Here is a 24,794-nt window from a genome sequence, read left to right as displayed (position 1 = left end):
TAGGTGATTACTTGCTTTGCTCAGTGGGGCAATCTTCAGTATTCACATCGCAAGGAGTCTCATCAGTATAACTGCGCAATTTATCAACACCATCACGTGTCGCCTCCGCGGCTGAACTGCCTACCTCCTTCATTTTGTCCCAGATTTTGCTCCCAGCTTCCTTGGATTTCTCTAATACTTCACCCGCGACTTCTCGAGTCTTATCCGCTGCATCCGTGGCAGTCGTACGAACAGAGTCGATTGTTTCATTTGCATTTGCAGGTATTGCAGCGGCGACGAATATCGCCAAAAAAACTATTTTTATGTGCTTCATATGCATTTCTCTTATTCACTAAGTTGTATATTGCTCTCAAGCCACTGCTGTATTTGGGTGGCATCATCCACCCTGGAAATCTGAGGGTAGTCAGTTAGTTCATGATCTTGGACTTCCTCATGTGACCATGTCGTATGGTATGGAACGTGTAAGGCATGGCCACCAGCATCTAGAATTGGCAGTATGTCTGAACGAACTGAATTACCAATCATAAGAACATCAGATAGCGATATTTGTAGACGCTGAAAAAGATTTTCATAGGTGGCTCTATCCTTTTTGCTGACTACTTCATAGAAATCAAAGTATCGGCTCAACCCAGAGCGAGCAATTTTACCTTCCTGATCTAAGAGGTCGCCTTTGGTTATTACCATTAGCTGACACCGCCCTTTTAGTGATTTAAGCAGTGCTTCGATACCAGGTAAAACATCGACAGGAGAAGATAGCATCTCTTTTGCAAGTTTAATGATTTGATGTATTTCATAACCCGATATACGACCGTCAGTTAGCTCTATCGCCGTTTCGATCATCGATAGAGTGAAACCTTTGATTCCATAGCCAAAGTTTGCAAGGTTTCTAACTTGAACAGAATTAAGGTGTTCAAGGATATATTCTTTAGAATGGTAGGCTGACAGCAAATTGACGAAGCTCTGTTGCGTGGTCTGAAAGAAATCTTCGTTGCGCCAAAGCGTATCATCGGCGTCAAATGCTATGGTTGTAATAGGTGTTTTTAGCAAAGCGTCACATCCAATTTTTAATGTTATCGAGTACTAGCCGCTCGTATAGATCAACATGACGATCCGAATCGTTTAAGGCTGGTATGTAGTCAAACAGTTCGCCCCCCGCCTCTTTAAATTCATCATGAAGTTCTATGCTAATTTCTTCCAGCGTCTCTATGCAGTCTATCGCAAACGCAGGACTGATTACATTAATCGCTTTAATTCCTTTGCTTGGCATACTTTTCAGTGTCACGTCAGCGTATGGCTTAAGCCATTCCTCTCGACCAAAACGAGACTGGTATACATGCGTGTACTCTTCGAGGGTTAAACCTAACTTAGAAACCACTGCTGCTGTTGTTGCTTCACAACGAGCTTTATATGGATCACCTTGCGTAACATAACGCTTTGGTATTCCATGATATGAAAAGACTAAATGCCGCTTTTCACCTTGTTTTTGCCACTGAGCCTCAATATGACTCGTTAGAGCATCAACGTACAGTTCATGATCTGCATAATCTTGGAGCAAATTGATAGCCGGCCAATGAGGACATCTTTTGAGTGAAGCCATTAAGCGGTCGTATGCAGCGGCTGTGGTGGTTGCTGAAAACTGCGGGTACATCGGCAATACAACGATATGCTCAACGCCTTGTTGGCGAAACGCTTTCGCAGCCGTCTCAACATTAGGTGTGCCATATGTCATGGCCATTTCGACTATAAAACGATGCTTCTCAGAGGTGGAGAGTCGTTCGCGCAGACGATCTCTTAAGCGATTTCCAAGTACCAACAGGGGTGAACCGCCATCCATCCAAACCTGCTGATACACTTTTGCGACTTTGCGAGGCCTGATGTTTAATATGATGCCATTGAGAATGGGTTTCCATAAAATGGGGTTCAGATCCACTACTCGTGAGTCAGAGAGAAACTCTTTAAGGTATCGCCTTACTGCGACAGGAGTCGGTGCTTCGGGTGTCCCAAGGTTCATCATTAGTACACCAATGGGCTTATTAACGTGTTTCATAAGGAGGGTTTCTCAAAATTTTTAGTAAGTAATCCAGAAATGTAGCCATGCGGATACGCACATACTGATTACGACCCAATACAGTATGGCGGATTCAAATTCCTGTACTTTGATTTTTAAACTAACTAGTAGGCCAACAGTCAAACCAACCAATGAAGAGATCAAAATTGGCCAATCCCATTTTAGTGGACCAGCTTGAGGCAATGCTAGCCAACCGACCAAGATGCCAATCATTGTTACAAGCCAAATAACTGAACTTGTGGCTTGTGTAGTTGAAATAGGATTACCTGTTAGTGCTCTTCCTGACGATAAACATGTGACTTGAGCCGTCCCAAGAGCGACGCCAAAGATGAGTGCTAAACGGTTGGTAAAGATCCTCTGAAGTGAAATATTTAAACTTTGGCACACTACGGACAAGAGTGTTAAAAGACACAACGCAGATACGAAGAAGGTCGTGGATAGTTGAAAGCTAAGAATCTGAAGACCAATGAAACCACCTAGCCCCGCTCCTGCAGCATAACGAGTGATCAACTCAATCTGAAGGGTGCTTTTTTGGCAAACTATCACCCAAAGCGCTAAATAGACACAAGCTGGAAGTATGCTGATGAACACTGACAGCAATATATCAATACTGCCCGGAACAATTAAGACACCGGGTATCGCAATTAGCATGGGGTCTAAAGGTAGCTTCTTTTGTAATAGCCCAATACAAAAGAACACGAGTAAGACATATATCGCGGTTAACATCATTTAGTGGGTCGTTACAGACTATTCTTTCGACATCACACTTCGAATACGATCTTGGATAACCGTGGCTAATTTGTCTGGTTGGAATTTCGATAAGAAATCATCACACCCAACTTTTTGAACCATTGCTTTATTAAAGCTACCACTTAGTGATGTATGTAGAACGATATAAAGATCTTTTAGCCGAGGATCTTCTCTTATCTCGCGTGTTAAGCGGTACCCATCCATTTCCGGCATTTCAGCATCGGTTATAAGCATCAATAAACGATTAGGTACGTCATCACCGGCGGAGGCCCAGCTTTTAAGTAAATCTAACCCTCGTTTGCCATCCGTTGCTGAGTGTACAGTGATGCCGAGGTGGTCGAGCGTTGACTTACATTGAGCTAGACCGACAGATGAATCATCTACAACGAGTACTTCTAAACCTGAGGCAAGCGATAAGATATCTTGATCAATAACATCGTCTGAAATACGAGTGTCGTATGGTGTGATTTCAGCCAATACTTTTTCAACATCGATTATTTCGACCATGCGCTCATTAACACGAGTGATGGCGGTTAAATAGTGTTGACGCCCTGCACCATCAGGAGGTGGCAATATTTCACTCCAGTTCATATTGATGATGCGATCGACCTCACCCACCATAAAACCTTGAACTGAGTTGTTATATTCGGTAACGATTAGATTACAGGATTCGTCACGGTTTATAGGACGCAATCCAATAGATTCAGATAAATCTATTACAGGTATCGTGCGACCGCGAAAATGCGTTACTCCCGCGACAGAATGATGTCTATGAGGCATTAGGCTCATTCGGGGTAACTGGACTACTTCTTGAACTTTGAACACGTTAATTGCGAACATCTGCATTCCGCCAAGACGGAACATCAATAATTCTAGGCGGTTCTCACCTACCAATTGTGTTCTTTGGTCAACCGCGTCTAACATTCCTGCCATATTTAACTCCGAGAACTAATGCTCAACCACCAATGAAAACTATAGCTATGATAGTGAATAATTGCTGACAAAACAGTATTTTTTTGTCGTAAGTAATTGTTAGATCATGATTTATATAGGCTTATATGACAAACTTCTCTCTAAACGTTACAAAGCGATAATGTTCACTTACGTTCTTTAACCACATGTGTTCAGTCTGAAACAAGGAACCGCTATGTATGACATTGGCGTAAACCTAAGCCACCCTAGCTATTTAGAGTCATTAGAACAATTTCAAAAGGACTACCATGAGCAAGGGGTCAACGGGATTATCTGCATCGCTTCAAATTTGGATGAATCGTTGGCTAATCTCAAATTGTGCGCACCTTACAGTGATATGTTTGTTACTTTGGGGTGCCATCCGCACCATGCCTCTAGTTGGAAATCGACCGATACCGACACGCTGATTGACCTATTTCACCATTATGAATTAGCCGTTGCAGTGGGTGAAACAGGGTTAGATTTTAATCGTAACTACTCTACTCCCGACGAGCAAATCAAAGCATTTCAAGCTCAACTTAATGTGGCCGCAACCGTACGTAAGCCGATCTATTTGCATGAGCGAGATGCGTTTGACACTATGATTGAGATGCTTAGTTCTGCAAACTTAGATAATTCGGGTGTAATTCACTGCTTCACTGGGGACAGTGACGCCATGAAGTGCTATCTAGATTTTAACCTGTACGTAGGAATTACAGGTTGGCTATTAGATGAGAGGCGCAATCAATCCTTAAAGGAAGCGGTTAAGCAGTTACCACTTGAACGTTTGTTAATTGAAACCGACTCCCCTTATTTACTTCCTCGGAACATCCGTCCGAGGCCGAAGCGTAATCACCCTAAATACTTACCATGGATTGCACAGGAAATTGCAAGAATAAAAGAGTTACCAGTAGAAGATGTTATTAGCGCAGCAGACAACAATACAAAAACATTATTTTTTAGTTGAGATGCATAATACCCTACGAGCGGTCGTTGATGACTTTCCATCTTGCCAAGATGATAGGTCAATATTGCCTTTTACCAAAAGTCCGGCACACCGCTCTTTATCAAAAGGCCAATCCTGCTCATTCACACCATCAGAAATGACTGGAATTCTAAGACCATACTTTTCAACGAGATCTTCGGAGTCAGCGATATCAATTGATTTTAAGGTTAGCTCATTGCCAAACCATTGTTTCAACAGTGTCTCTGCTTCGTCGCACAAATGACATCCGAGGGTACCGAAGAGTAATAATTCAGGCATATCCAGCTTTAGTATTTTCCAATTCGTAGATTGATTGCGGTAGTGAAGCAAGTGGCGTCATTGGACACACAACCTTAGCTGCAGAGTCTAGGGAGCTGCCTATCAATCCCATAGCAGAAAGCGCTAAAATCACTATTTGAACTGACTCTGATTCTGGCACTACTTGATTTTTATCATGGTAGTTTTTTAGCAAAGGATAAATGCCGTTTTCAACAAACTGGGCGGCAATTTTCGCATCCTTAAAGTGACTTTTTTGGAATAGCGCACTCTCTAAGATTAGAGGTTCAAGTAAAGACACTAGCCCACCGTCTAACCGATCAGCAAAACTTTCAGCACGATAAAAATAGTTAGCCCAAGTAGACTGACTATTCAGAATATTTATGAAATATTTGATAAGTATTGATATACGGCTCTCTACTTCAGCTTGTGTGTTAAGCACCAGTAAAATGTCTTTTTTCACCAGTTCAGTCAGGCAGGTTCGTACATCTCGTAGGGCATCGTCTTTACTATCATAGTAATTGTAGAAGGTTCCGATGCTCACTCCCGCTTGAGAGGATACATGCTGTACTGTGATATCTGTCCAATCTGTTTCCAGCAATAAACGCTGAACAGACGTACGGAGCCGATCATGTGTTAACTGTCTTTTTTTTGGTAGTGTCATACGTTACCTAACAATCATCCCTTTTTGATAGTTCTGCTTATACCACGTAAAGAACTCGTCTTGCGGAAGAGCCTTAGAAAATAGATACCCTTGACCAAAGCCAGCTTCGGCGATGTTGAGTAAATTGAGTACTTCTGAAGTTTCGATTCCTTCAATTACGACGTCCATTTCCAATGCTTCAGCCATTTTGATCGAAGCTGCCACAAGTTTATACTCTTTACTACCCTCGCTTAGATTCAATATTAGTGATTTATCGATTTTGAGTGCAGTGAATGGTAGTTCGCGCAAATAATTGATCGATGTATAACCAGTGCCGAAATCGTCTAATGCGATGCTAGCGCCAAGCTCCGCTAACTTTGATAATATCACCTTTGGAAGCCTCGCGTCGCCCATAAAGGCCGTTTCTGTGACTTCGAACTCTAGCTCCCCTACATTCACGCCCGTTCGCTTTGTTACGTTCTCAAGTGCCTTAAGCACGGTTTCATCCTGAAGATTTTTTACTGACAGATTAACAGAGACTTTAAAAGTCGAAGCAAAGTTCTCTTTAAACGCTACTAAGAAATCGCATGCACGATTAATGACATAGTCTGTCAACGGAGAAATAAGACTGGACTGCTCAACTAACGGAATAAAAATATCGGGGGGTTGCCATTTTTCTAGCTCGGTATCGTACCATCTAATCAGCGCTTCAACTCCTATGATACTTCCGGTATTTAGACAAACTTGTGGCTGAAAATGCATGTCTAGCGCATTACTTTCAAGTGCACTTTTAAATCTTTCGAGTAGCCAGTAAGAATGTTCGGGATCGATACCTTCGCGGTCATTGTAGCGTAGATTATGAATGTTCCTACGGTGAGCCTCATTCGCCGCGACTTGCGCCTTACGTATTAGACCAATTATGTCGGTCTTTGTACTAGATGCGCACAGTCCAATTACCAGCTCAATATCAAGCGCCACATCTTTATAAGTGACAGGCTTACTTAATTCAGAAAAGACGCTTTGAATAAAAGCATCAGGCAACTCTGGTGACCTAGTTGATGTGACAAAACAAAGGTCTAAGGTGTCTAGAGCAATGACACGTTCATCGTCCCATTGAGAGTCAATGGAGCATATGAAGTCATATCGTTTTGCTAGAGCGCTAGTGCGCACATGTATGGTTTTTAACATGTGTTCAGCCGCATCATGCCCAAATGTAGCGATTTGCTTATAGTAGCCAGTAATATGAATGACCACCATGGTCACATGTTGGTTCGGGAGTAAGGAATGTTGCAAACGCCCCCACTCGTGAGTGAGGATTTCCTTTTTCGGTAGCAGTGATAACGGATGATGCGTCGCTTGAAATACCAAATGCCGTTCTGCTTGTTCTCGTTTTCGGGACTCTTCAAGTCCTTGAGAAATCGCTTCTAGTCGCTGACTGCGATCTTTTTGGTTTCTTTCAAACAGCGCCGCTAGCAAAAAGAAAACTTCAAGCGATGATGCTATCACCGCCGCATTGTTAATTGCAGAGCTCGAAGGCAGTACCCCTGAAACACCCAGCGCACTAACAACAATGCCAATCAACATGCAGGACCAGCCAGTTAAAAAGAACCAATCACTTGCATCACGATTTTGATCCACCCAAATGCGACGTGTTGCCAAAATCACAGCGATAACATTGCTGCTTATAATGGTTAGTACTCCAAGCAGTGATAGATATCGGTAGAGCCCAGGAATAAAACTCAATGAGGATAATATCAAGCAATAAGCGACAAATAGGCGCATGTATCGACCAATACGGTCGTTGTACAATTTAAGGTAAAAAGCAATAAAGACAATTTGAGAAGCGGCGGTTAGGAAAATAATGCTCGCAGTGATTGATGCATTGAAACTCGGTGCGTTCGACCACAGCCATTGGAATAAGACTCCCGCTAGCTGTAAATTAAAGCATGCCATAGCGCCTACATACGCAGCATAGAATAAATAGTTTCGATCACGGTAAATGGTACTGACCATGACGCTTATCAAAAACATAAGCATCATAAAACCGGAATAGCCCCCCATCAAAATCGCGGTATATTGTGCGCGCTGATCCTCGACAAAGTGGTTGGACAAATAGAGTGGTACTTTAAGTGTGCCTTCCGATTGGACTCGGATAAGCAATTCAGTCTGCTGGTTACTGAATACAAGTGGGAAAACAAAGCGATCACTGAGATAAGGGCGCTGGTCGAACGGCAACATATCTCCTGTTTCCCATGTTGCAATGAGACGCTCGCCTTCGAATTGGCTAACTGTGACGTGATCCAGTAACCCGTAATCGATAATTAATAGTGGCGAATCTTCAGGGAATGAATCGAAAGATACTTTTAGCCATAATGGTTTGGATTTGTAGCCAAACGCTAAACTGCTGCTGTTTGTTTCATGCCATTGTTTGGGCTGGTCATCTTCTGAAAAAGCATACAACAGAGAACCACTCGATTGCTCTATTGTTTCTAAGGAAGGATAAGAAGATATGGTATTCCAGGCGTAGACAAGTGCCAAAAATAAAATAAAAGCCAATGAACAAATGACACTTTTAGGCGACAACATAATTCCCTTTCCATATTTGTGGCTGCCTTTGCACGCAGCCACATAAGCCTAAGTCAGATTAGATCATAGTAGATTAAACTGAGGTGTCATCATATCATTTACATTTAATCCCAGCATCTGGAATACGCCTTCGACAATCGGCAGCAATTGCTTGTCGATATAGTGCTGATAATCAATTTGCACTAGATCTGACTCATCACGATATGGAACAACACCGGACAGTTGATATAAATAAGCTACCCGTTTTCTACCACGGTTATACTCCGGCGGCAACCCTTGCTTGTGTCGCTCTTCGTCCACCATTTTCGCCGCTCTTACATGTGGCGGTAGTGTTTTGGTGTACTTCGATAATGGGCGCGTCAATTGTTTGGTATATACTAATTCTTGGTCATATTGGCCATCTAACAATGATTGGATAAATTCTGTTACGTACTGCTCTGCATTCCTATCATTGAAGAGGTGCTCAAAAAGTTCAACCTGAAAGCGTTTTGCTAAAGGAGTCCAATCACTCCGTGCAGCTTCGAGGCCTTTAAATACAATCCTACCGTCACTCAAACCAGCATAGCGTTTTTTGGACCCTTCTTCTTGGCCGCGGATGGTAGGCATATAAAACCGCGTATATAAGGTTTCAAACTCGAGCTCTAGGTATGAATGTAATTGTGCATAGTCTCCACACCATTCCTTCAAACATTGGTTGATAACTGTACACAGCTCACTTCCAGAGTCTTTTGCCTGTTGTTCTGATAAGTTATCGTCTAGCGTGATAAATAAGGAATCTGTGTCTCCATATATCACTTTTGCACCTCTTTCCTCCATCCAATCTTTAGTTCGCCCGAGAAGCTCGTGGCCTCGCATGGTGATGGAGCTCGCTAACTCCGAATGATAAAAGCGGCATACTGAGGAACCCAACACGCCATAAAATGAATTCATAATAATTTTAATGGCGTAACTTAGTATTGAATTACCTTCTTTCTTAGCTATTTCACGCGATTGAGCAAGCTCAGTCACTAATTCTGGTAAAATTGCGTATTGTCTTTCAAACGCTGCGCCTCGGTAGCCCGGCACAGATGTATCGTGTTTTAAGGCCTGTGCCACAACGCGGGCTAAAGGGTCAACATAGAATGTTCGTATGATGCTTGGATAAAGGCTTTTGAAATCAAATACTAGTACGTTTTTGTACAGACCAGGGACAGAGGACATAACAAAGCCGCCTGGGCTTGGGACAAACTTCTCGTCTCGCCATGCAGGAGCCACCCACCCTTTTCGATGTAGTCTTGGCAAATAAAGGTTTTCAAACGATGCGACCGACCCTCCGGTTTGCGACAAGGGAATACCGGTTAAGTCCACTCGGGTCTGTTGCAACTCAATGAGCTGGAGCTTTTCAAATATCCGTTCTACGAGAACACAGTCTTGTAGGTTATACGCTACAAATTTGTCTAAGGCTGTTCGATGCATGTGCTCTATTTCTTGCCACCTGTCACCCCCTTCAAGTAACTTGCGCTCGTTGAGCAGTTCACTACTGACGTTATTAAGACTGTAAGAGCTAAAGTGATATCCACCGACTTTTAGCATCGTGATGCCATCAAGAATGACGCGCCCCGCAATATTAGCAAATACTTTCCCAGACTCTTTTGCTTCGCGAATACGCCAAGGCTCGCCTCCTACTCCAATTGCTGGAGAAATTCCGAGCGCCCTAAAGCGTTGATCAAGGAACATAAAATCAAAGCCAATGACATTCCAACCAATAATTATGTCAGGAGCGTGGCGTCGAACAAACTTTATAAAGGCAAGCAGTAGTCGTCGCTCATCTGGGAATGGGTAGACATTCTCAATTGCTACGTCTTGAGGTGTCACAACCAAAACAACACGGCGGTCGCCACTTGTTATTCCGATTGAAAGTAACTCATTTTTAGAGACAGACGTTTCAATATCGAGAGACCATACTTGCCAAGAAGGTCGGTAGTCACTCGGTTTTATTCGCGCATCGGAGAAAATAAGAGAGTCGCCATTACGTATTGCAATAAATTCGACGCTTCCTCGAATCGACCGCTCCATTAAATAACGATCTTCAGGTTTGATATCTTCTTCATAGACATCAAAGCCCTGTTTCTTTACCAGTGCAATCATTTGTCGTTGCAACAAAAGACTCTGACACCGAACGACAGTAACCGGGGAATGAGAAAATGATTTGAGTTGGCTTTCTTCACAGACGACGCCTGTCACATTCGGCTCTATGGCCTCCACAGGTGCATCGGTAAAAAATAGAGTATCTGGATTAGTAATACAGACTTTCGCTGTCCCTAGGTCAGTCTTCACATAATAATGAATGCTTAAGCGACCGGATTCATCATTACTGTGACGACTGACAATGTAACCTTTATGAGTTTCAAACATGTATAGATGTACTTAAATAGACCGTAATAACCGAATGGGCGGCACTTTTAGCACAGCTCGGCTCGCAAATACACCTATAATTGTGACAATTAGCCATCCAGAGAGCGGCCCAAGTAGCCAGAGCATAGGGTGGAAGGTGACCTCCATCTCGAACACAAAGTGCTGCAGGCCGATCAAAGATAACTCTGCTCCAGCAGCGCCTACAATCCCAGAGAACAGCCCAAGTGAACCGAATTCGACCAGTAGAGCTTGTCGAACGATTCCCTTTGTTGCTCCAAGTGTTCTCAAGAGAGCCCCCTCTTCTAAACGTTCATCTAACGTCGAGCGCACACTAGCGATAAGCACGAGCGCCCCAGCTCCTAATATAAACAGTAAGACAATCTGAAGTGCACTTGCGAGCTGCGCAATGATGGCCTGCACTTGTTTCAGCAACTCGCCGATATTAAGCATCGAAACAGTGGGATAATTAGCCATGAACTTGTAAAACTTAGAAGCTGTTTGATCTGTCAGAAATACGCTACTCACGTAATTTGCTTGATAGTCTGATAAAACAGATGAAGGCAAAATAAGGTAGAAGTTTGGCTGCATGCTTTGCCAATTTACTGACCGGATGGAGGTAATCGGTAACGAATAATCAAGACCTCCAATATTGATTGTCAGTTTGTCTCCAAGACCGACATTTGCTTCCTTCGCCGCCTCTTGCTCTATCGACACACCCTCAGCAGAAAAGTCACCGTCTATGAGCTCTGTTCCTTCACCAAGCGTGTCGGCCCAGGTTAGATTTAACTCACGCTCGACGATTTCAGGTTCATTTTGACGGTCTGGAAACAACTCTTCAGATGCGACACCATTGATATGAGTCACGCGGCCTCGTACCATAGGGTACCACTCGGACGCCACAATATTTGAAGTTGATGTAAATTCAGAAATATCGCCTACCTGTGACTCTTGGACATTAAACAGATAATGATTTGGGGTATCGCTAGGGATTTGTGCTTGCCAATCCTTAATCAGGTTGCTTTGAACACCGACTAGCACAAGGCTCAGCATAATAATAAGAGTAAACACCAAAAGCTGAAATAAATTCGCAATAAGCCTGCGATGCAAAGCAGCGAGCCCTAATTGCCAACCGGTGGTGGTTTGCCGAGAGAGCAATCTACTCATTCTAAATAAGCCCCACCCAAGTACAAGTACCAATAATGTAACAGCGCCAAGCGCCACCATCATGATGCTAGGGAGCATCCACCCACCGGCATATACAACCATTAACAAGTACATGCCAATTAAGCCAAATATAAACAACAACGCTGCACTGCCTTTTAGCTCAGCGTTTGGTTGTAGAACTCTGAGTGGTGGCACCTGAATAAGCCTAGCTAACAAGGGCGTGCAGAACGCTAAAACAGATATAACTGCGGTGGCACCGCCAAGCCAAAGTTTCGATAAACTCGGTGCTGGCAGTCCCGATGTCATCAGTGATGCTAGTACTCCAGCGATGGCCTCTTGAACAGCAAGGCCAAGTAAGGAACCAAGAACAATACCTATGAAAGTGATCATTGACACTTGAAATGTCATGAGCCGCACAAGCCTTTTGGGTGTCGCTCCCATCGTTTTCATGACAGCGAACTGTGTTAAATGACGTTTTACGTAACGAGAGGATGCAAGCGCCATCGCTACTCCTGACATGACAACCGCCAAAGTACCGGCTAAAAGCAAAAAAGACTCCGCCCGATTTACGGTATTGCCTATCCGCTCTCCTCGCTCAATTGGCGTGCGAATTCGCTCAGATTCATTTAGCTTTGGCTTGAGCAGCGAATCAAATGCCTCCAGACGCTCGGGTGTGCCGGCATACAGAAATGCATACCGTACTCGAGACCCAGGTATAATGACTTCCGTCGCAGCAAGGTCCGCCTCATTCATGACCGCTCTGGGCGCAATAGAAAACGCTGAGGTAGCACTGCCGGGGTCACGAACCAAATAATTAGACACCGTCAGAGACGCTTCGCCGACACGGACTTGCTGCCCAATACTCACAGATAAAAGACTTGCCAAACGGGAAGACAACCATATCTCTCCTGGCTTTGGGGGAGTAACCGTACTCATGCCACCACCGAACATTGAGTCATCAACTAGGTAGCTTCCTCGCAATGGGTAGTTAGACGTAACAGCAGTAATTTGAGCCAGCTGCAGGCCATCTCCTCCAAATACCATCGAAGAAAATGATGCCGTCTGAGCTACCTCTAGGTCGTCGCTTTTAGCTGCTTCTATCCATTCTGTTGGAATAGGGTCATCGCGACGAACGCTTCTATCGGCGCCAAGTAGATTAGCGGATTGAACCTCAAAAGATTGTTGTAGCCGATCGACGAACAGCCCGATACCCGTGACGGTCGACACTGATACGACGAGTGCGACCAACAATGTGAGGACATCACCCGTTTTAAACTCTCTGAAAAGAAGCCTCCAAGCAAACATCTAAGACTCCTTTATTTCGCCATCGGTGATTTCGATTTGACGGTCGCAGCGCTCTGCGAGTTTGGGATCATGCGTGACGACAACTAAAGTCGTTCCTTCCTCTTTGTTTAAATCAAATAGCAAATCTTCAACCAAACCACCATTTTTACTATCTAGGTTACCCGTAGGCTCATCAGCGAACAGTATTTTAGGAGCTGACGCAAAAGCACGAGCAATTGCTACACGCTGTTGCTCACCACCCGATAGTTGACGCGGGTAGTGACTAAGACGATGCTGCAATCCAACTGCTTCTAACAATTGGTGAGCGCGATCATTGGCAGACCCTTCTCCCTTTAGCTCATTGGGAAGCATCACATTTTCTAATGCTGTGAGACTCGGTAGCAGATGAAAGGACTGGAAGATGAATCCAACAAATTTACCGCGTAAAATCGCTCTGCCTTCTTCGTCTAATGTTTCGAGTTTTTCCCCATAAAGCTCAATGCTGCCGCGAGTGTGCTGATCTAACCCAGCCATCAAGCCTAGCAGTGTAGATTTACCAGAACCTGACGAACCAATAATGGCGACAGACTCGCCATCCTTGATTTCGATGTTAATTCCTTTCAGTATGTCGAGCGTGCCGTTACTTGTCTCAACTGAGTGATCAAGGCCCTTGATGGTTAAAGCTGACTTCATTTCCATATCTTGCATAAATAGGACGCCTATAATGTCAAAAGTATTTATTACATTCGTATTGCTTGCTATGTCATTTGGTCTTCAGGCCAAAACATTGCTTGTACTGGGTGATAGCTTGAGTGCAGCGCATAATCTAAGACAACAAGATGGTTGGGTTAGTTTACTGGCCGAGCAATTAAAAACCTCGCATCCTGCTATTACAGTGGTTAATGCCAGTGCGAGTGGCGAGACGACTCAGGGTGGATTAGCTAGACTCCCTAAACTACTTGAGACCTACTCGCCCGACTGGGTAATACTTGAATTAGGCGCAAATGATGGGCTTCGTGGCTACCCGCTTGACCAAGCCAAGCAGAACCTTGCTCGAATGATCGATCTAACCCAAAAAATCAATGCTGATATACTGCTAATCGGTAACCGACTTCCCAGTAACTATGGTCGTCAATACACCACTCAATTTTTCAATATGTATCAAGAGCTTGCCGAATCTAAAAAACTATCATATGTGCCATTTATGCTCGAAAATATCGCACTTGATGATTCACTCATGCAACGCGATGGTTTACACCCCAATGCTCTTGGTCAACCTATTATCTTAGACAACATTACCCCAACACTTCTGCCGATGTTGCAATAACAAAAGGAAATACGATGAAAGCTGTGTTTTTGGATCGTGGTTCTTTCCCAGAATCTGCGAAGATTTCATTACCAGATTGGATAACGGTCACTGAAAGCTACCATAACTCTACCGAAGAAGAGGTCTATGATCGTATCGCAGACGCAGATATCGTTATGACCAATAAAGTGCCTCTTACAAGAAGGCATTTAGAAAGTGCGCAAAAATTAAAGCTTGTTCAAGTACTTGCAACGGGCGTAAACAACGTAGATGTCTCGGCCTGTAAAGCACTAGATATCGGAGTACGTAATGTAGCAGGATATTCGACTGAGTCTGTGCCAGAACATACCTTCGCATTGATCCTAGAACTTCGTCGTAACATCTCGCGCTACCGTGAAGATGTTAAATTGGGGCGGTGGAGTGAATCGGAGTTTTTTTGTTTCATGGATCACTCTATTGATGACATCGCACACAATACGATCACAATCATTGGAAAAGGCTCCCTTGGAAACCGTGTGGCGAAGATTGCCGAGGCATTTGGCATGTCAGTTTTATATGCCGAACATAAAGGTATTTCAGAGGTACGCACTGGATACACTGAGTTTGAAGAGGCAATTCAACGTGCTGACATTATTTCACTACACTGCCCGCTTACCGACACAACAAAAAACACCATCGATTCATATGAGTTTGAACTTATGAAGCGTACCGCTTTGCTTATCAATACTGGCCGAGGAGGCCTTGTGAATGAGATGGCATTATGTAACGCGCTCACAACAGGACAAATTGCGGGAGCCGGATTTGACGTCGCCTCAATAGAACCTATGCCTATTGATCATCCGTTACAAGAACTAACTCGCTTGCCCAATTTCATTCTAACACCACATGTTGCTTGGGCGAGCAGTAATGCCATTAGTCGTCTTCTTGATCTCGCGAATCAGAGCATTCAAGCTTTTTTTGAGCATGATAATAAATGAAACTAGAGATACTTTATCAAGACGACGCGCTAGTAGTCGTTAATAAGCCCAGTGGCCTGCTCGTTCATAGAACTGACTTGGCAAAGAATGAGCAAGACGCTGTCGTGCAAAGGCTTAATGAACAATTGGGTAAATGGGTATATCCGATTCACCGACTCGATCGAGCAACTTCTGGCGCATTAGTTATGGCCTTTGACAGCGAATCAGCTCAAAAGCTAGGTATTCAGTTTATGGACCGATCTGTTAACAAAGAATACAGAGCGTTAGTGAGAGGGTTTACGGATGCACAAGGTGTCATTGATTACCCGCTTGCCAAACTCAACGAAGAAAAAGGCCGTTCAAGATTCAAGATCGAAGGCACAGAAAAAGACGCAATCAGTCACTACAAAACCTTAGAACAGTATGAACTTCCGATTGCAGTCAGTCGTTACCCGTCTATGCGCTTAAGTCTAGTCAGTGTGGCCCCCGAGCATGGCCGAACACATCAGATTCGTCGGCACTTTAAGCATATTTTCCACCCGCTGATGGGTGATACTCGCTATGGTTGCCGGCATCATAATCAATCGCTACGCGCTAGTGGTTTTGAAGACCTTCGGTTAATGCTTCACTCACACACTCTAACCTTCTCACATCCTGTCAATTTTGAGTCGATAACTGTTTCTGCTCCGCTACCACATGACTTCCAGCTCGTGTTAGATAAAATTAACGATCTTAAGGTTTAGCGACATTCCACCCAATGAGGCATCTATGAAAAACAGACTTGTGTATTCCACAGAGCAAGGACGAATTTGTCCAGATTGTAACCAACCTGTCGGCGATTGTGCATGTGACCAAAACAATGCACTCCTCGGCAGCGGCGACGTTAAAATTATGTTGGAGACAAAAGGCCGTAAAGGAAAAGGCGTCACTATTGTTAAAGATTTAGCAATGACGGCCGATGAGTTAAAAGTTTTAGGTAAAAAAATTAAGAGTCACTGTGGCGTTGGTGGTTCAGTCAAGGACGGAAATATTGAAATCCAAGGCGATCAACGCGATAAGGTTAAGGCATTTTTAGCGTCACTTGATATCAAGTCGAAATTGGCAGGCGGAAAGTAACATTCTGTTACACTACCTAAGCAGATTTTTTTGATACAACTCGAGGCTTTATATATATCTATATATATCAATTACTTTTAGTTTTGTTTTTCTTCAGTAACTGGTAAATTAAATTGAATCATCGTTCATAAATGAGGTTTGAATGCACGCCGATAGTCCACGTCAGGCAAACGCTATATTAAAGAAGGCTGTTCCGCTGATGCGCAAAATGGACGTCGCACCAACCCCTTATAACTATGGCATTTGGTATGAGTACGTACGACAAACCTCCCCGAAGTTGAACCAGTTGGTTGATGCAACAATAGGTCGCCTAGGGAGTTTGCCGAGCTTTGTATCGAAGGAGCTATTTCATCAATTTTTAGTGTCTGAAGAAGCGCGCTTTAACAGCGAACATAAAGACCGCCTCGAAGCGCTGGTACAAGACGTTTCTCTTAGCACCCAAGATATGAAGACTAACCTTCAGAGTTTAGAGTCCGTCGTGAGCAAGAGTAGAAAGGTTTTGTCACGTGCTGACCGAGATAAGCATTTAGATCGGGTTGTGTCTTTTCTAGATCAAGGAACCCAGAAAGCACTTCAAGACGCCGAGCAATTTACAAAAGACATATCACGAGTCAATCGAGAAGTTGCTCAACTTAAAGCAGAGCTTGAGGAAATAAGAAACAACGTCGATTTAGACCCGCTAACTCAGCTGTTTAATCAAAAGGGTCTAGAGCGACAGTTATATAGTCTTATCCCGTCGTCTGAGGACGACCTGTCTCTTTTGATACTCGATATTGATCATCTAAAGAGAATCAACATAAACCACAGTCGTCGAGCTGGTACTGCCCTAATTTGTTACGTTGCTAGAATTCTTCAAAACCGAAAATTAGAGAATGCAACAGTCGCAAGATTAAGTGGTGGAACATTTGCTATCGTTTTACAGGACGCCACTCTAGATTTTGCGATTGAGTATGCCGAGATATTGCGAACTCACCTAAATAAACAAAGACTTAAGAGTCGCAATGGCGCGGGTGTCATTGACAATATTCAGGTATCATTTGGCGTAGCCACGATTATTGGCCAAGAAACACCTGCAAACCTGATTGCTCGTGCAACAGGCTACTTAGATAATGCGAAGCGAGCAGGTCGTAATCGCATAGCAAGCCGCTAATTTACTCCGCAACTTAGAAAGAACTATCAAATGGAACACTTTCCTCACACTTTAGAGATAGACGTAAGAGACTACGAATGTGATATGCAAGGAATCGTTAATAACGCGGTTTACCAGAACTACCTTGAACATGCCCGTCACATGTTCATCAAAAGCAAGGGATTAGATTTTGCTGAGATTACTAATCAGGGAGTACACCTTGTTGTTATGAGAGCGGAACTAGACTACAAAGCCCCATTAAAAAGCGGAATGAAAGCTACCTTAACGACACGCTGCGAGCGAGTTAGCAAATTCAAGATCGCATTCCATCAGCAAATCTTTGTGGGCGACAAACTCTGCATTAACGGGCATTTTATCGTCGCATCAATCAGTGCAGCGGGTCGCCCTCTTGTTTATCAAGATGCTGATAAGCTATTTACATAATTTACGATGTCGAATAGCAGACATAAAAAAACCCGCCATAGGCAGGTTTTTTTATGTAATGGCGGTGAGCAAGAGATTCGAACTCTTGATGCCTTTCGACATACACGCTTTCCAGGCGTGCTCCTTCGGCCACTCGGACAGCTCACCAAAAAAATTTGAATGCTATAACGCAATTCGTGGCGCGTATATTAGTTATGAAGTTGTTGAATTGCAAGCATTTATTTATCAATAAACGTCATTCTTTCGTTGATACCGGTATCTTCTACTCGGGGCGGGATGGCTTTAGGTGTACCCACATATAATAACCCCACAACATGGTGATTTACTTGAAGGTCTAAAAGACTTTTTGCCTCATCGGTAAAGACCGCAGGACCAGTGCGCCAAATTCCACCATACCCTAACGCATCCAATCCTAGGAGTACCTGCTGGGCTGCTGCCGAGGTGGACATAAGTTGTTCAAAATCTGGCACCTTAGGATGGTCCACTATTTCTGCATAAATAAGTAAAATGGTTGGCGCTCGGTAAGCTTTCTTAATAAAGGACTCAGCTTTTTCTTCTGATAATTCAGGAACCTCAGATTTGGCGTGTTGCCAATACAGCTCACCTAATTTTCGACGCCCCTCTCCTTCATAGATTCGAAATCTCCATGGTTTTAGGCCGCCGTGATCTGCCGCTCGACTAGCAGCATCTAATATCTCTAACCACTCGTCTTTGCTTGGCGCTGGCTCTTCGAGTTGGTTTACGGATACACGATCGCGCATGAAACGTAAAAAATCTTTACTCATAAAAATGAATTTTCCGTTAGTATCAAATGTATGTTTAAACATATCGAAAGTGTCATCGAATGTAAATTGAAATGAATCTCATTTAACGGCGGTGAATATGGAAAAATGGATGCTGTGGCTTCTTTTGGAAGCGTCTACGTTGTTACTGTTCGCCTCATTCTTCATATTGTGGCGCATCAGAGTACTTAAAAAAAAGCAACACGATAAAGATGAGGTTGAAGTTGATGCACAGCCGAATAACCCTAACCCTCAATCGACAAAAGATGATGTTGCATCCAAAGCTCAAACACCGAATGAAACACCTTTTAAATCATTCGCGAGCAAATTAGAACAACAAGCCCAATCGGCGGCCGACAAACTGATTGCTTTACGATCAGAAGATGACTTAGAAGAAGTCACTCAATATAAGCTATGGGGAACATTACTCAAAGCTGAGCGAGCCATAGTTCTTAATGATTCATCTGACAGGCCAAAAACCATCTTGAACCGATTCATGGCGAACATTATTGGCACATTGGAAAGTGTTCAAAACAAACGATTAACCCAATCTCAGCTGAGTAAAAGCTTAGAAGAAGTTGATTTAGAATTTCAGCAAGCAAGTGAGATTTTGATTTCTAAAGAAGCCCTTATAGAAAATCAAAAAACACTCCATGATGAGCTACAGCGTAACATTGATGACAGTGCAGCAAAGCTTCTGAAATTAGACCTTAAAAACCGAGAGCTCATCCGCCTGCATAATGAACTTAGTTCGTTAAAAGCCGAAATTCAAAAATTAGAAACTGAACACAACTCCACCTACAAAGTGGAATCCCCCTCCTCTGAAGGCTCCACAGACAAACACCATTCAAGTCGCCATCTGATTCAGCTACAACGATTATCAGAGCGCCAGCAAGCCATCATTGAGCACTTGCAGGAGCAATTAGAGGATAAAGATGGTGATGACATTGAGACAAAAGAGAAGGCTAGAGAAGCGGCGATTTCTCGCATGGAAAGGATGTCCAATGAATCGAACGCCCTAATTGGCCAACTTCAAGCTGAGCTTGAGAATACTAGCCTTACAATTAACGCGTTAAAAGCAGATATTAATACTAAAAATCAGCAGCTTATAGCGCTCGATGAAGAAATAAAAGCTCGTGACGGGGGGGCTTTGGGGGGCTTTATGGCATTACACTCTAATAAACAAAATGCGCTTGAATCGCTAATTGGAAACTTAGCTAATATAAAATCAGATAATGCCATCGACCATGATTTTGAAAGCCAAGAGCAAGAGATAAATAACCTAGAACGCATGCTAAAAGAATCTGAGACCTGTGTGCAATTACTTGCTCAAGAGTTAGAAAGTGCGGAGTTAGAAAACGAGAACTTAAAAGCGGAAGCAGAAGAATTAATCAAAAATAGAGTAACCAGTGCCTCCAGTACAAAAGATCACTACTCCCCTAACTCTCTGGAAGAGCTGAATGCTCAAAGAGAAATTAATAGAAGCCTAGTGGCTGCGGTCAGTGAGATTAAAGAACAGTTGCTCAGCAACCTTTCGAATAATGATGAACGACAATTGCGCAATGAGTACAACCGTAAGAGCCTTGAGCTGGACCGATTACAGTTGGCGTATTCAGACCTTGAACGAAAATACTTGGGGACACTCCGCCAAGACACGTCATCCTAGCGGAGTAGAAATGATTTATTGACGAGTCAGACGATCATTCCCCAATACGATTTCATGAGTCGAACGATATGGGTTGATATCTAATCCGCCGCGACGCACATACCGTGCGTAAACAACCAAGCTTTCAGGTTTGCACTGGGTCATAATATCAATGAAGATGCGTTCAACGCATTGCTCGTGGAAGTCAGTATGCTCGCGAAATGATGCTACATACTTGAGCAAACCCTCATGGCTGATTTGACTACCTCGATAATCAATAAATATAGACCCCCAATCAGGTTGATTAGTAACAGGGCAATTAGACTTAAGTAAATGACTCACTAAACGCTCTTCTACTACAGCCCCCTCTTCAATAGTTAGCAACTGTGCGTTGGGGTGATACTCGTCTACAACGACATCTAGCTCATCAATACAATAGTCAGGTGTCAGGACAACCAATGACTCCATCGCGTCTACGTTTCGTATGATGACTGTAACGGGAGCTCCGGCAGCTTGAGATAGATCCGCTTCCAAAAGCGCCTGAACTTCGTAGGCGTCTTTGTAACGCATTTGGTTGAGCGAATTCAAATATAATTTGAAGGATTTAGACTCTATTATATTTGGAGACGAACAAGGTAAGCGGAATTCAGCCATGGCCACAATTGGCTTACCTTTTTCGTTTAACCAAGACAGTTCATAAGCATTCCAAATATCCTCTCCATGGAAGGGCAAACGCTCAGATTCTATTCCCATATCTTGCCATTTATCCAATCTAGCAATAGGGAAAAGCAACCCTGGATCGTACTCAGAAACATAATCCGTTTTCTGACCTAAGGGTAAAGCACCCATACCACCTACCTTAATTTCTAATACCTCTGCCGCGATTCAGCAGAGTAATTCCTACGTAAGACAACACAACAATGAATACCGAAATAATCACTAGCGCCCAAGTAATATTTATATCCGATACACCTAAAATTCCGTATCTAAAAGCGTTCACCATATACAACACTGGATTTAGCATTGATACGCCCTGCCAAAGATCCGGCAATAAAGAGATTGAATAGAAGACACCACCCAAATAGGTTAACGGGGTCAAGATAAACGTTGGGACAATGGACACATCATCGAACGATCTTGCAAACAAGGCGTTCACAAACCCACCGAGCGAAAACATGATAGCAGTCAGAATTACAACCAATACTGTTAAAAACAGGTTATGAAGATGCAATTTTGTAAAAAACAGCGACAAGATGGTGACCGTTAAACCTACACATAAACCGCGAGCAACACCCCCCAGAACGTAACCCGCCAATATTACCCAATTCGGTGTGGGAGATACCAATAGTTCTTGAATACTGTGCTGAAATTTTGCAGAGAAAAATGACGACGCTACATTCGAGTATGAATTGGTGATAACGGACATCATGATCAAGCCAGGTACGATATACTGCATGTATGAAAAACCGCCCATTTCACCTATTCTGCTACCGATTAAATTACCAAAGATAGCGAAATACAGCGACATAGTAATCGCTGGCGGTAGCAGTGTTTGAGGCCAAATACGCATAAAACGGCGAATCTCTCTACGAAGAATCGTATAAAAGGCTATCCAGATTTCACCTGTAGACATTCTAGTTCCCCTTAATCAGTTTAACGAATAGCTCTTCAAGGCGATTCGATTTATTCCGCATACTCACTACACGAGCATTTTTCGATTCGAGATACGTGAATATGTCATTTAACGCTTGCCCTTTATTGACAGCTACTTCGATAGACGCGCCGTCACTTGCTAGCTTGGTCTCAAATCCATCGATATCTATTTCTGTAACTGGACTGTCTAAATCGAAGATAAATGTTTCACTAGACAAGGTTTTTAGGAGTGCCTTAACGCTTGTATTCTCTACAATTTCCCCTGAATTGATAATCGCAATATTCCTACATAACTGCTCAGCTTCTTCAAGGTAGTGAGTCGTCAGTATTATCGTTGTGCCTTTTTCATTCAGCTGCCTAATAAACTCCCACATAGAGCGGCGCAGTTCGATATCAACACCCGCAGTCGGTTCATCCAATATTAATATTTTGGGCTCGTGTATCAGTGCTCGGGCTATCATCAACCGGCGTTTCATACCTCCCGATAACATACGCGATTGAACATCTTTCTTATCCCAAAGATCTAATTGTTTTAGATACTTTTCAGCGCGAGTTTGAGCGACATCTAAAGGAATTCCGTAAAAACCTGCTTGTGTCACGACAACATTAAACACCGTCTCAAACACGTTGAAGTTGAACTCCTGAGGAACGACTCCCAAATATTGCTTTGCTTTAGCAAAATCTTTATCAATATCCACGCCAAAGATACGTACTTGACCTTCGGATTTATTTACAAGGGAACACAGTATTCCGATGGTCGTAGACTTACCTGCTCCGTTGGGGCCCAACAGTGCGAAAAAATCACCTTCGTCAACATTTAGGTCGATTCCCTTAAGTGCTTCAAATCCATTTTCGTAACGCTTTTTAAGGTCCTTTATTTCGATAGCATATGCCATAATATTCTTTCTGCCTTAAATACTAGAAACCCAAAAAAGGTTCCATCACACGTGAGTTCAAGAATCCAATTTATCGAAAACCTTCTACAAGACCTCAACCAACGAATCACTGAGCATGATCCATTTGACCGCGAAATTTTGGCCGAGGAAGAGCAAGATTTCATAAATAAATGGAATGCCCTGATTGCCAGTGCCGAGACACGTTCATCTGAGTTCTTATTTGATGCCCAAGAACTAATTGCTCGTTTTATCCGCTGTTACCCGAATTTAGTACCACTCATGCGTCGTGAGCTTCTTTATTTCGTGGGTGGAGAATGCTTACACTTCTTAGGAGATGAAGAGCTCGCATTTTACCAAAGTATTGACGAACAGCTTTTTGATTTAGAAAGCACTGGTAAATCAGTGGACATCGCAGAGCTTATAGAACTTAATAGGCCAAACGAAGAGTCAAACACGTTATTGCAATAAGTTTTCTTAGTTAAAAAAAGCGGCTTTGCCGCTTTTATGCTTTTCGAAAAACCAATGTTCCGTTTGTCCCGCCAAAACCAAAAGAGTTATTCAGAACCAGTTCGACTTTGCGCTTCTGCGGAGTCATAGCAACATAGTTTAAATCACAGCCTTCGCTTGGCTCTTCTAAGTTAATCGTTGGAGGTGCCACTTGATCACGAATTGCTAAAATAGAAAAAATCGATTCAACCGCACCTGCTGCGCCAAGTAGGTGCCCTACCATCGACTTGGTTGAGCTAATTGCCACATCTGACGCCGCTTGCCCCATCAGCATTTTTACCGCTTCGGTTTCTGCCAAATCTCCGATAGGAGTAGATGTGCCGTGCGCGTTGATATAATCAATCTCATCAGCGCTTGCTTCAGCATCTTTTAATGCAGCGGACATCGCAGATAACGCCCCTTCTCCATTTTCGGGCGGCGCTGTCATATGAAACGCATCATCACTCATACCGAAACCAGCCAGCTCAGCATAGATAGTAGCACCACGAGCGACAGCGTGTTCGTATTCCTCGAGTACAAGAATACCGGCGCCATCCCCCATTACAAACCCGTCACGGTCTTTATCCCAAGGACGGCTTGCAGTTTTATAGTCATCATTGCGTGTAGACAGCGCCCGAGCGGCACCGAACCCACCAATACCAAGAGGCGTAATAGCCATTTCTGCGCCACCTGCAATCATGACATCTGCATCACCGTAGGAAATCATTCGTCCAGCCATGCCGATATTATGAGTGCCCGTAGTGCAAGCAGTGACGATCGAGATATTTGGTCCTTTAAACCCAAAACGAATGGCAACATGACCAGAGATCATATTAATGATCGCCCCGGGTACAAAAAAAGGAGAAATACGTTTTGGGCCAGATTCGCTTAACAGTGAAACATTCTTCTCAATCATTGGTAGGCCACCAATGCCAGAGCCTATTGCGCATCCTATTCGCTGATAATCAACGCTGTCAGAGTCTAGTCCTGCGTCTTCAATAGCCTGAACTGCCGCTGCGATCCCATACTGAATAAATACATCCATTTTTCGAGCTTCTTTAAAGCTCATGTACTGGGTCGCATCGAAATCTTTAACTTGTGCGGCAAAACGTGTTGAAAACTGAGAGGCGTCGAAGTGTTCAATATCAGACACTCCACTTTTACCTTCTAGTATATTATCCCACGTATCTTTCACATTATTGCCAAGGGGTGTCACCATTCCCATACCGGTGATTACGACCCGACGACGAGACATATGATTCCTCCGAAAACTCCCTGTC

Annotated in this window: 25 protein-coding genes and 1 tRNA gene; 9 read left to right on the top strand and 17 right to left on the bottom strand. The window is 43.4% G+C overall.

The features are described 5' to 3' along the window. Window positions 1-7: 7 nt before the first annotated feature. The 5 genes from DN730_RS02465 to DN730_RS02445 are packed head-to-tail and all read right to left on the bottom strand — an operon-like array spanning window position 8 to window position 3,751. Entirely contained in the window at window positions 8-313 is a 306-nt protein-coding gene (locus DN730_RS02465; protein ID WP_115466520.1) for a hypothetical protein, read from the bottom strand. 11 nt (window positions 314-324) lie between these two features. Beyond that, a complete protein-coding gene (locus DN730_RS02460) occupies window positions 325-1,047 on the bottom strand; it encodes an HAD family hydrolase (protein WP_115466519.1) in 723 nt (240 codons plus the stop codon). A 4-nt stretch (window positions 1,048-1,051) separates the two neighbouring features. After that, window positions 1,052-2,047 (bottom strand): ferrochelatase, encoded by a 996-nt coding sequence (hemH, locus tag DN730_RS02455; RefSeq protein WP_115466518.1) that lies wholly within the window; start codon window positions 2,045-2,047, stop codon window positions 1,052-1,054. A gap of 21 nt (window positions 2,048-2,068) precedes the next feature. Continuing rightward, on the bottom strand, window positions 2,069-2,797 hold the full coding sequence (locus DN730_RS02450) for a hypothetical protein (protein ID WP_115466517.1): 729 nt from the start codon (window positions 2,795-2,797) through the stop codon (window positions 2,069-2,071). A gap of 18 nt (window positions 2,798-2,815) precedes the next feature. Further along, window positions 2,816-3,751, bottom strand: coding sequence for a chemotaxis protein CheV (locus tag DN730_RS02445; RefSeq protein ID WP_115466516.1), 936 nt, complete (start codon window positions 3,749-3,751; stop codon window positions 2,816-2,818). A gap of 214 nt (window positions 3,752-3,965) precedes the next feature. Between DN730_RS02445 and DN730_RS02440 the strand changes: the two genes are divergently transcribed. Continuing rightward, the gene (locus DN730_RS02440) at window positions 3,966-4,736 is read left to right on the top strand and encodes a TatD family hydrolase (RefSeq protein WP_115466515.1); all 771 of its coding nucleotides are present in this window, start codon (window positions 3,966-3,968) and stop codon (window positions 4,734-4,736) included. Here DN730_RS02440 and DN730_RS02435 read toward each other — a convergent pair. The 6 genes from DN730_RS02435 to DN730_RS02410 all read right to left on the bottom strand — a co-directional run bounded on the left by DN730_RS02435 (window position 4,722) and on the right by DN730_RS02410 (window position 13,800). Further along, entirely contained in the window at window positions 4,722-5,033 is a 312-nt protein-coding gene (locus DN730_RS02435; protein ID WP_115466514.1) for a glutaredoxin family protein, read from the bottom strand. The two genes, DN730_RS02440 and DN730_RS02435, sit on opposite strands and share 15 nt — an antisense overlap. After that, window positions 5,026-5,694: a TetR/AcrR family transcriptional regulator gene (locus DN730_RS02430; protein WP_115466513.1), complete on the bottom strand. Its 669-nt coding sequence runs from the start codon at window positions 5,692-5,694 to the stop codon at window positions 5,026-5,028. The genes DN730_RS02435 and DN730_RS02430 overlap by 8 nt, the downstream gene beginning before the upstream one ends. A gap of 3 nt (window positions 5,695-5,697) precedes the next feature. Beyond that, entirely contained in the window at window positions 5,698-8,259 is a 2,562-nt protein-coding gene (locus DN730_RS02425) for an EAL domain-containing protein (protein ID WP_115466512.1), read from the bottom strand. Window positions 8,260-8,322: 63 nt separating this feature from the next. After that, window positions 8,323-10,653 carry a DNA polymerase II gene (locus DN730_RS02420; protein ID WP_115466511.1) on the bottom strand — a complete coding sequence of 777 codons (2,331 nt, stop codon included), beginning with the start codon at window positions 10,651-10,653 and terminating at the stop codon, window positions 8,323-8,325. Window positions 10,654-10,665: 12 nt separating this feature from the next. After that, window positions 10,666-13,122, bottom strand: coding sequence for an ABC transporter permease (locus DN730_RS02415; protein ID WP_115466510.1), 2,457 nt, complete (start codon window positions 13,120-13,122; stop codon window positions 10,666-10,668). Next, on the bottom strand, window positions 13,123-13,800 hold the full coding sequence (locus DN730_RS02410) for an ABC transporter ATP-binding protein (protein ID WP_115466806.1): 678 nt from the start codon (window positions 13,798-13,800) through the stop codon (window positions 13,123-13,125). It abuts the gene before it with no gap. Window positions 13,801-13,825: 25 nt separating this feature from the next. Here DN730_RS02410 and DN730_RS02405 point away from each other — a divergent pair, with 25 nt between their 5' ends. The 6 genes from DN730_RS02405 to DN730_RS02380 all read left to right on the top strand — a co-directional run bounded on the left by DN730_RS02405 (window position 13,826) and on the right by DN730_RS02380 (window position 18,052). After that, window positions 13,826-14,428 carry an arylesterase gene (locus DN730_RS02405; RefSeq protein ID WP_115466509.1) on the top strand — a complete coding sequence of 201 codons (603 nt, stop codon included), beginning with the start codon at window positions 13,826-13,828 and terminating at the stop codon, window positions 14,426-14,428. 14 nt (window positions 14,429-14,442) lie between these two features. Continuing rightward, window positions 14,443-15,384 carry a D-2-hydroxyacid dehydrogenase gene (locus DN730_RS02400; protein ID WP_115466508.1) on the top strand — a complete coding sequence of 314 codons (942 nt, stop codon included), beginning with the start codon at window positions 14,443-14,445 and terminating at the stop codon, window positions 15,382-15,384. Next, entirely contained in the window at window positions 15,381-16,106 is a 726-nt protein-coding gene (locus DN730_RS02395; protein ID WP_115466507.1) for a pseudouridine synthase, read from the top strand. Before DN730_RS02400 ends, DN730_RS02395 begins: the two co-directional genes overlap by 4 nt. Before the next feature lie 25 nt (window positions 16,107-16,131). Next, a complete protein-coding gene (locus tag DN730_RS02390) occupies window positions 16,132-16,479 on the top strand; it encodes an SUI1 family translation initiation factor (protein WP_115466506.1) in 348 nt (115 codons plus the stop codon). Between the two features lie 142 nt (window positions 16,480-16,621). Beyond that, window positions 16,622-17,629, top strand: a complete 1,008-nt coding sequence (locus DN730_RS02385) for a GGDEF domain-containing protein (protein WP_115466505.1) — start codon at window positions 16,622-16,624, stop codon at window positions 17,627-17,629. Between the two features lie 30 nt (window positions 17,630-17,659). Next, complete coding sequence (locus tag DN730_RS02380; protein ID WP_115466504.1) at window positions 17,660-18,052, top strand: acyl-CoA thioesterase; 393 nt, start codon at window positions 17,660-17,662, stop codon at window positions 18,050-18,052. Window positions 18,053-18,111: 59 nt separating this feature from the next. Here the strand turns inward: DN730_RS02380 and DN730_RS02375 are convergent. Continuing rightward, window positions 18,112-18,199, bottom strand: a tRNA-Ser gene (locus DN730_RS02375). Window positions 18,200-18,270: 71 nt separating this feature from the next. Further along, a complete protein-coding gene (locus DN730_RS02370; protein ID WP_115466503.1) occupies window positions 18,271-18,837 on the bottom strand; it encodes a nitroreductase family protein in 567 nt (188 codons plus the stop codon). Between the two features lie 109 nt (window positions 18,838-18,946). On the opposite strand from DN730_RS02370, the gene DN730_RS02365 reads away from it, so the two are divergent. Beyond that, window positions 18,947-20,500 (top strand): coiled-coil domain-containing protein, encoded by a 1,554-nt coding sequence (locus tag DN730_RS02365; RefSeq protein ID WP_115466502.1) that lies wholly within the window; start codon window positions 18,947-18,949, stop codon window positions 20,498-20,500. A gap of 15 nt (window positions 20,501-20,515) precedes the next feature. Here the strand turns inward: DN730_RS02365 and queF are convergent, their stop codons facing one another. Genes queF through DN730_RS02350 form a run of 3 tightly spaced genes read right to left on the bottom strand, consistent with a single transcriptional unit; the run spans window position 20,516 to window position 23,028 of the window. Then, a complete protein-coding gene (queF, locus tag DN730_RS02360; protein WP_115466501.1) occupies window positions 20,516-21,328 on the bottom strand; it encodes an NADPH-dependent 7-cyano-7-deazaguanine reductase QueF in 813 nt (270 codons plus the stop codon). Window positions 21,329-21,338: 10 nt separating this feature from the next. Then, window positions 21,339-22,112 carry an ABC transporter permease gene (locus DN730_RS02355; RefSeq protein ID WP_115466500.1) on the bottom strand — a complete coding sequence of 258 codons (774 nt, stop codon included), beginning with the start codon at window positions 22,110-22,112 and terminating at the stop codon, window positions 21,339-21,341. Window position 22,113: 1 nt separating this feature from the next. After that, the gene (locus tag DN730_RS02350) at window positions 22,114-23,028 is read right to left on the bottom strand and encodes an ABC transporter ATP-binding protein (protein ID WP_115466499.1); all 915 of its coding nucleotides are present in this window, start codon (window positions 23,026-23,028) and stop codon (window positions 22,114-22,116) included. A gap of 51 nt (window positions 23,029-23,079) precedes the next feature. On the opposite strand from DN730_RS02350, the gene DN730_RS02345 reads away from it, so the two are divergent. Continuing rightward, the gene (locus tag DN730_RS02345; protein WP_115466498.1) at window positions 23,080-23,496 is read left to right on the top strand and encodes a PA2817 family protein; all 417 of its coding nucleotides are present in this window, start codon (window positions 23,080-23,082) and stop codon (window positions 23,494-23,496) included. A gap of 34 nt (window positions 23,497-23,530) precedes the next feature. On the opposite strand, the gene fabF is transcribed toward DN730_RS02345, so the two are convergent. Next, entirely contained in the window at window positions 23,531-24,769 is a 1,239-nt protein-coding gene (fabF, locus tag DN730_RS02340) for a beta-ketoacyl-ACP synthase II (protein WP_115466497.1), read from the bottom strand. Window positions 24,770-24,794: the final 25 nt, after the last annotated feature.

Origin of the sequence: Marinomonas piezotolerans (assembly GCF_003362755.1) — a bacterium.
Classification (GTDB): Bacteria; Pseudomonadota; Gammaproteobacteria; order Pseudomonadales; family Marinomonadaceae; genus Marinomonas; species Marinomonas piezotolerans.
Note: the sequence above shows the minus strand (reverse complement) of the source record. Positions and strands in the feature narration are given on the sequence as shown.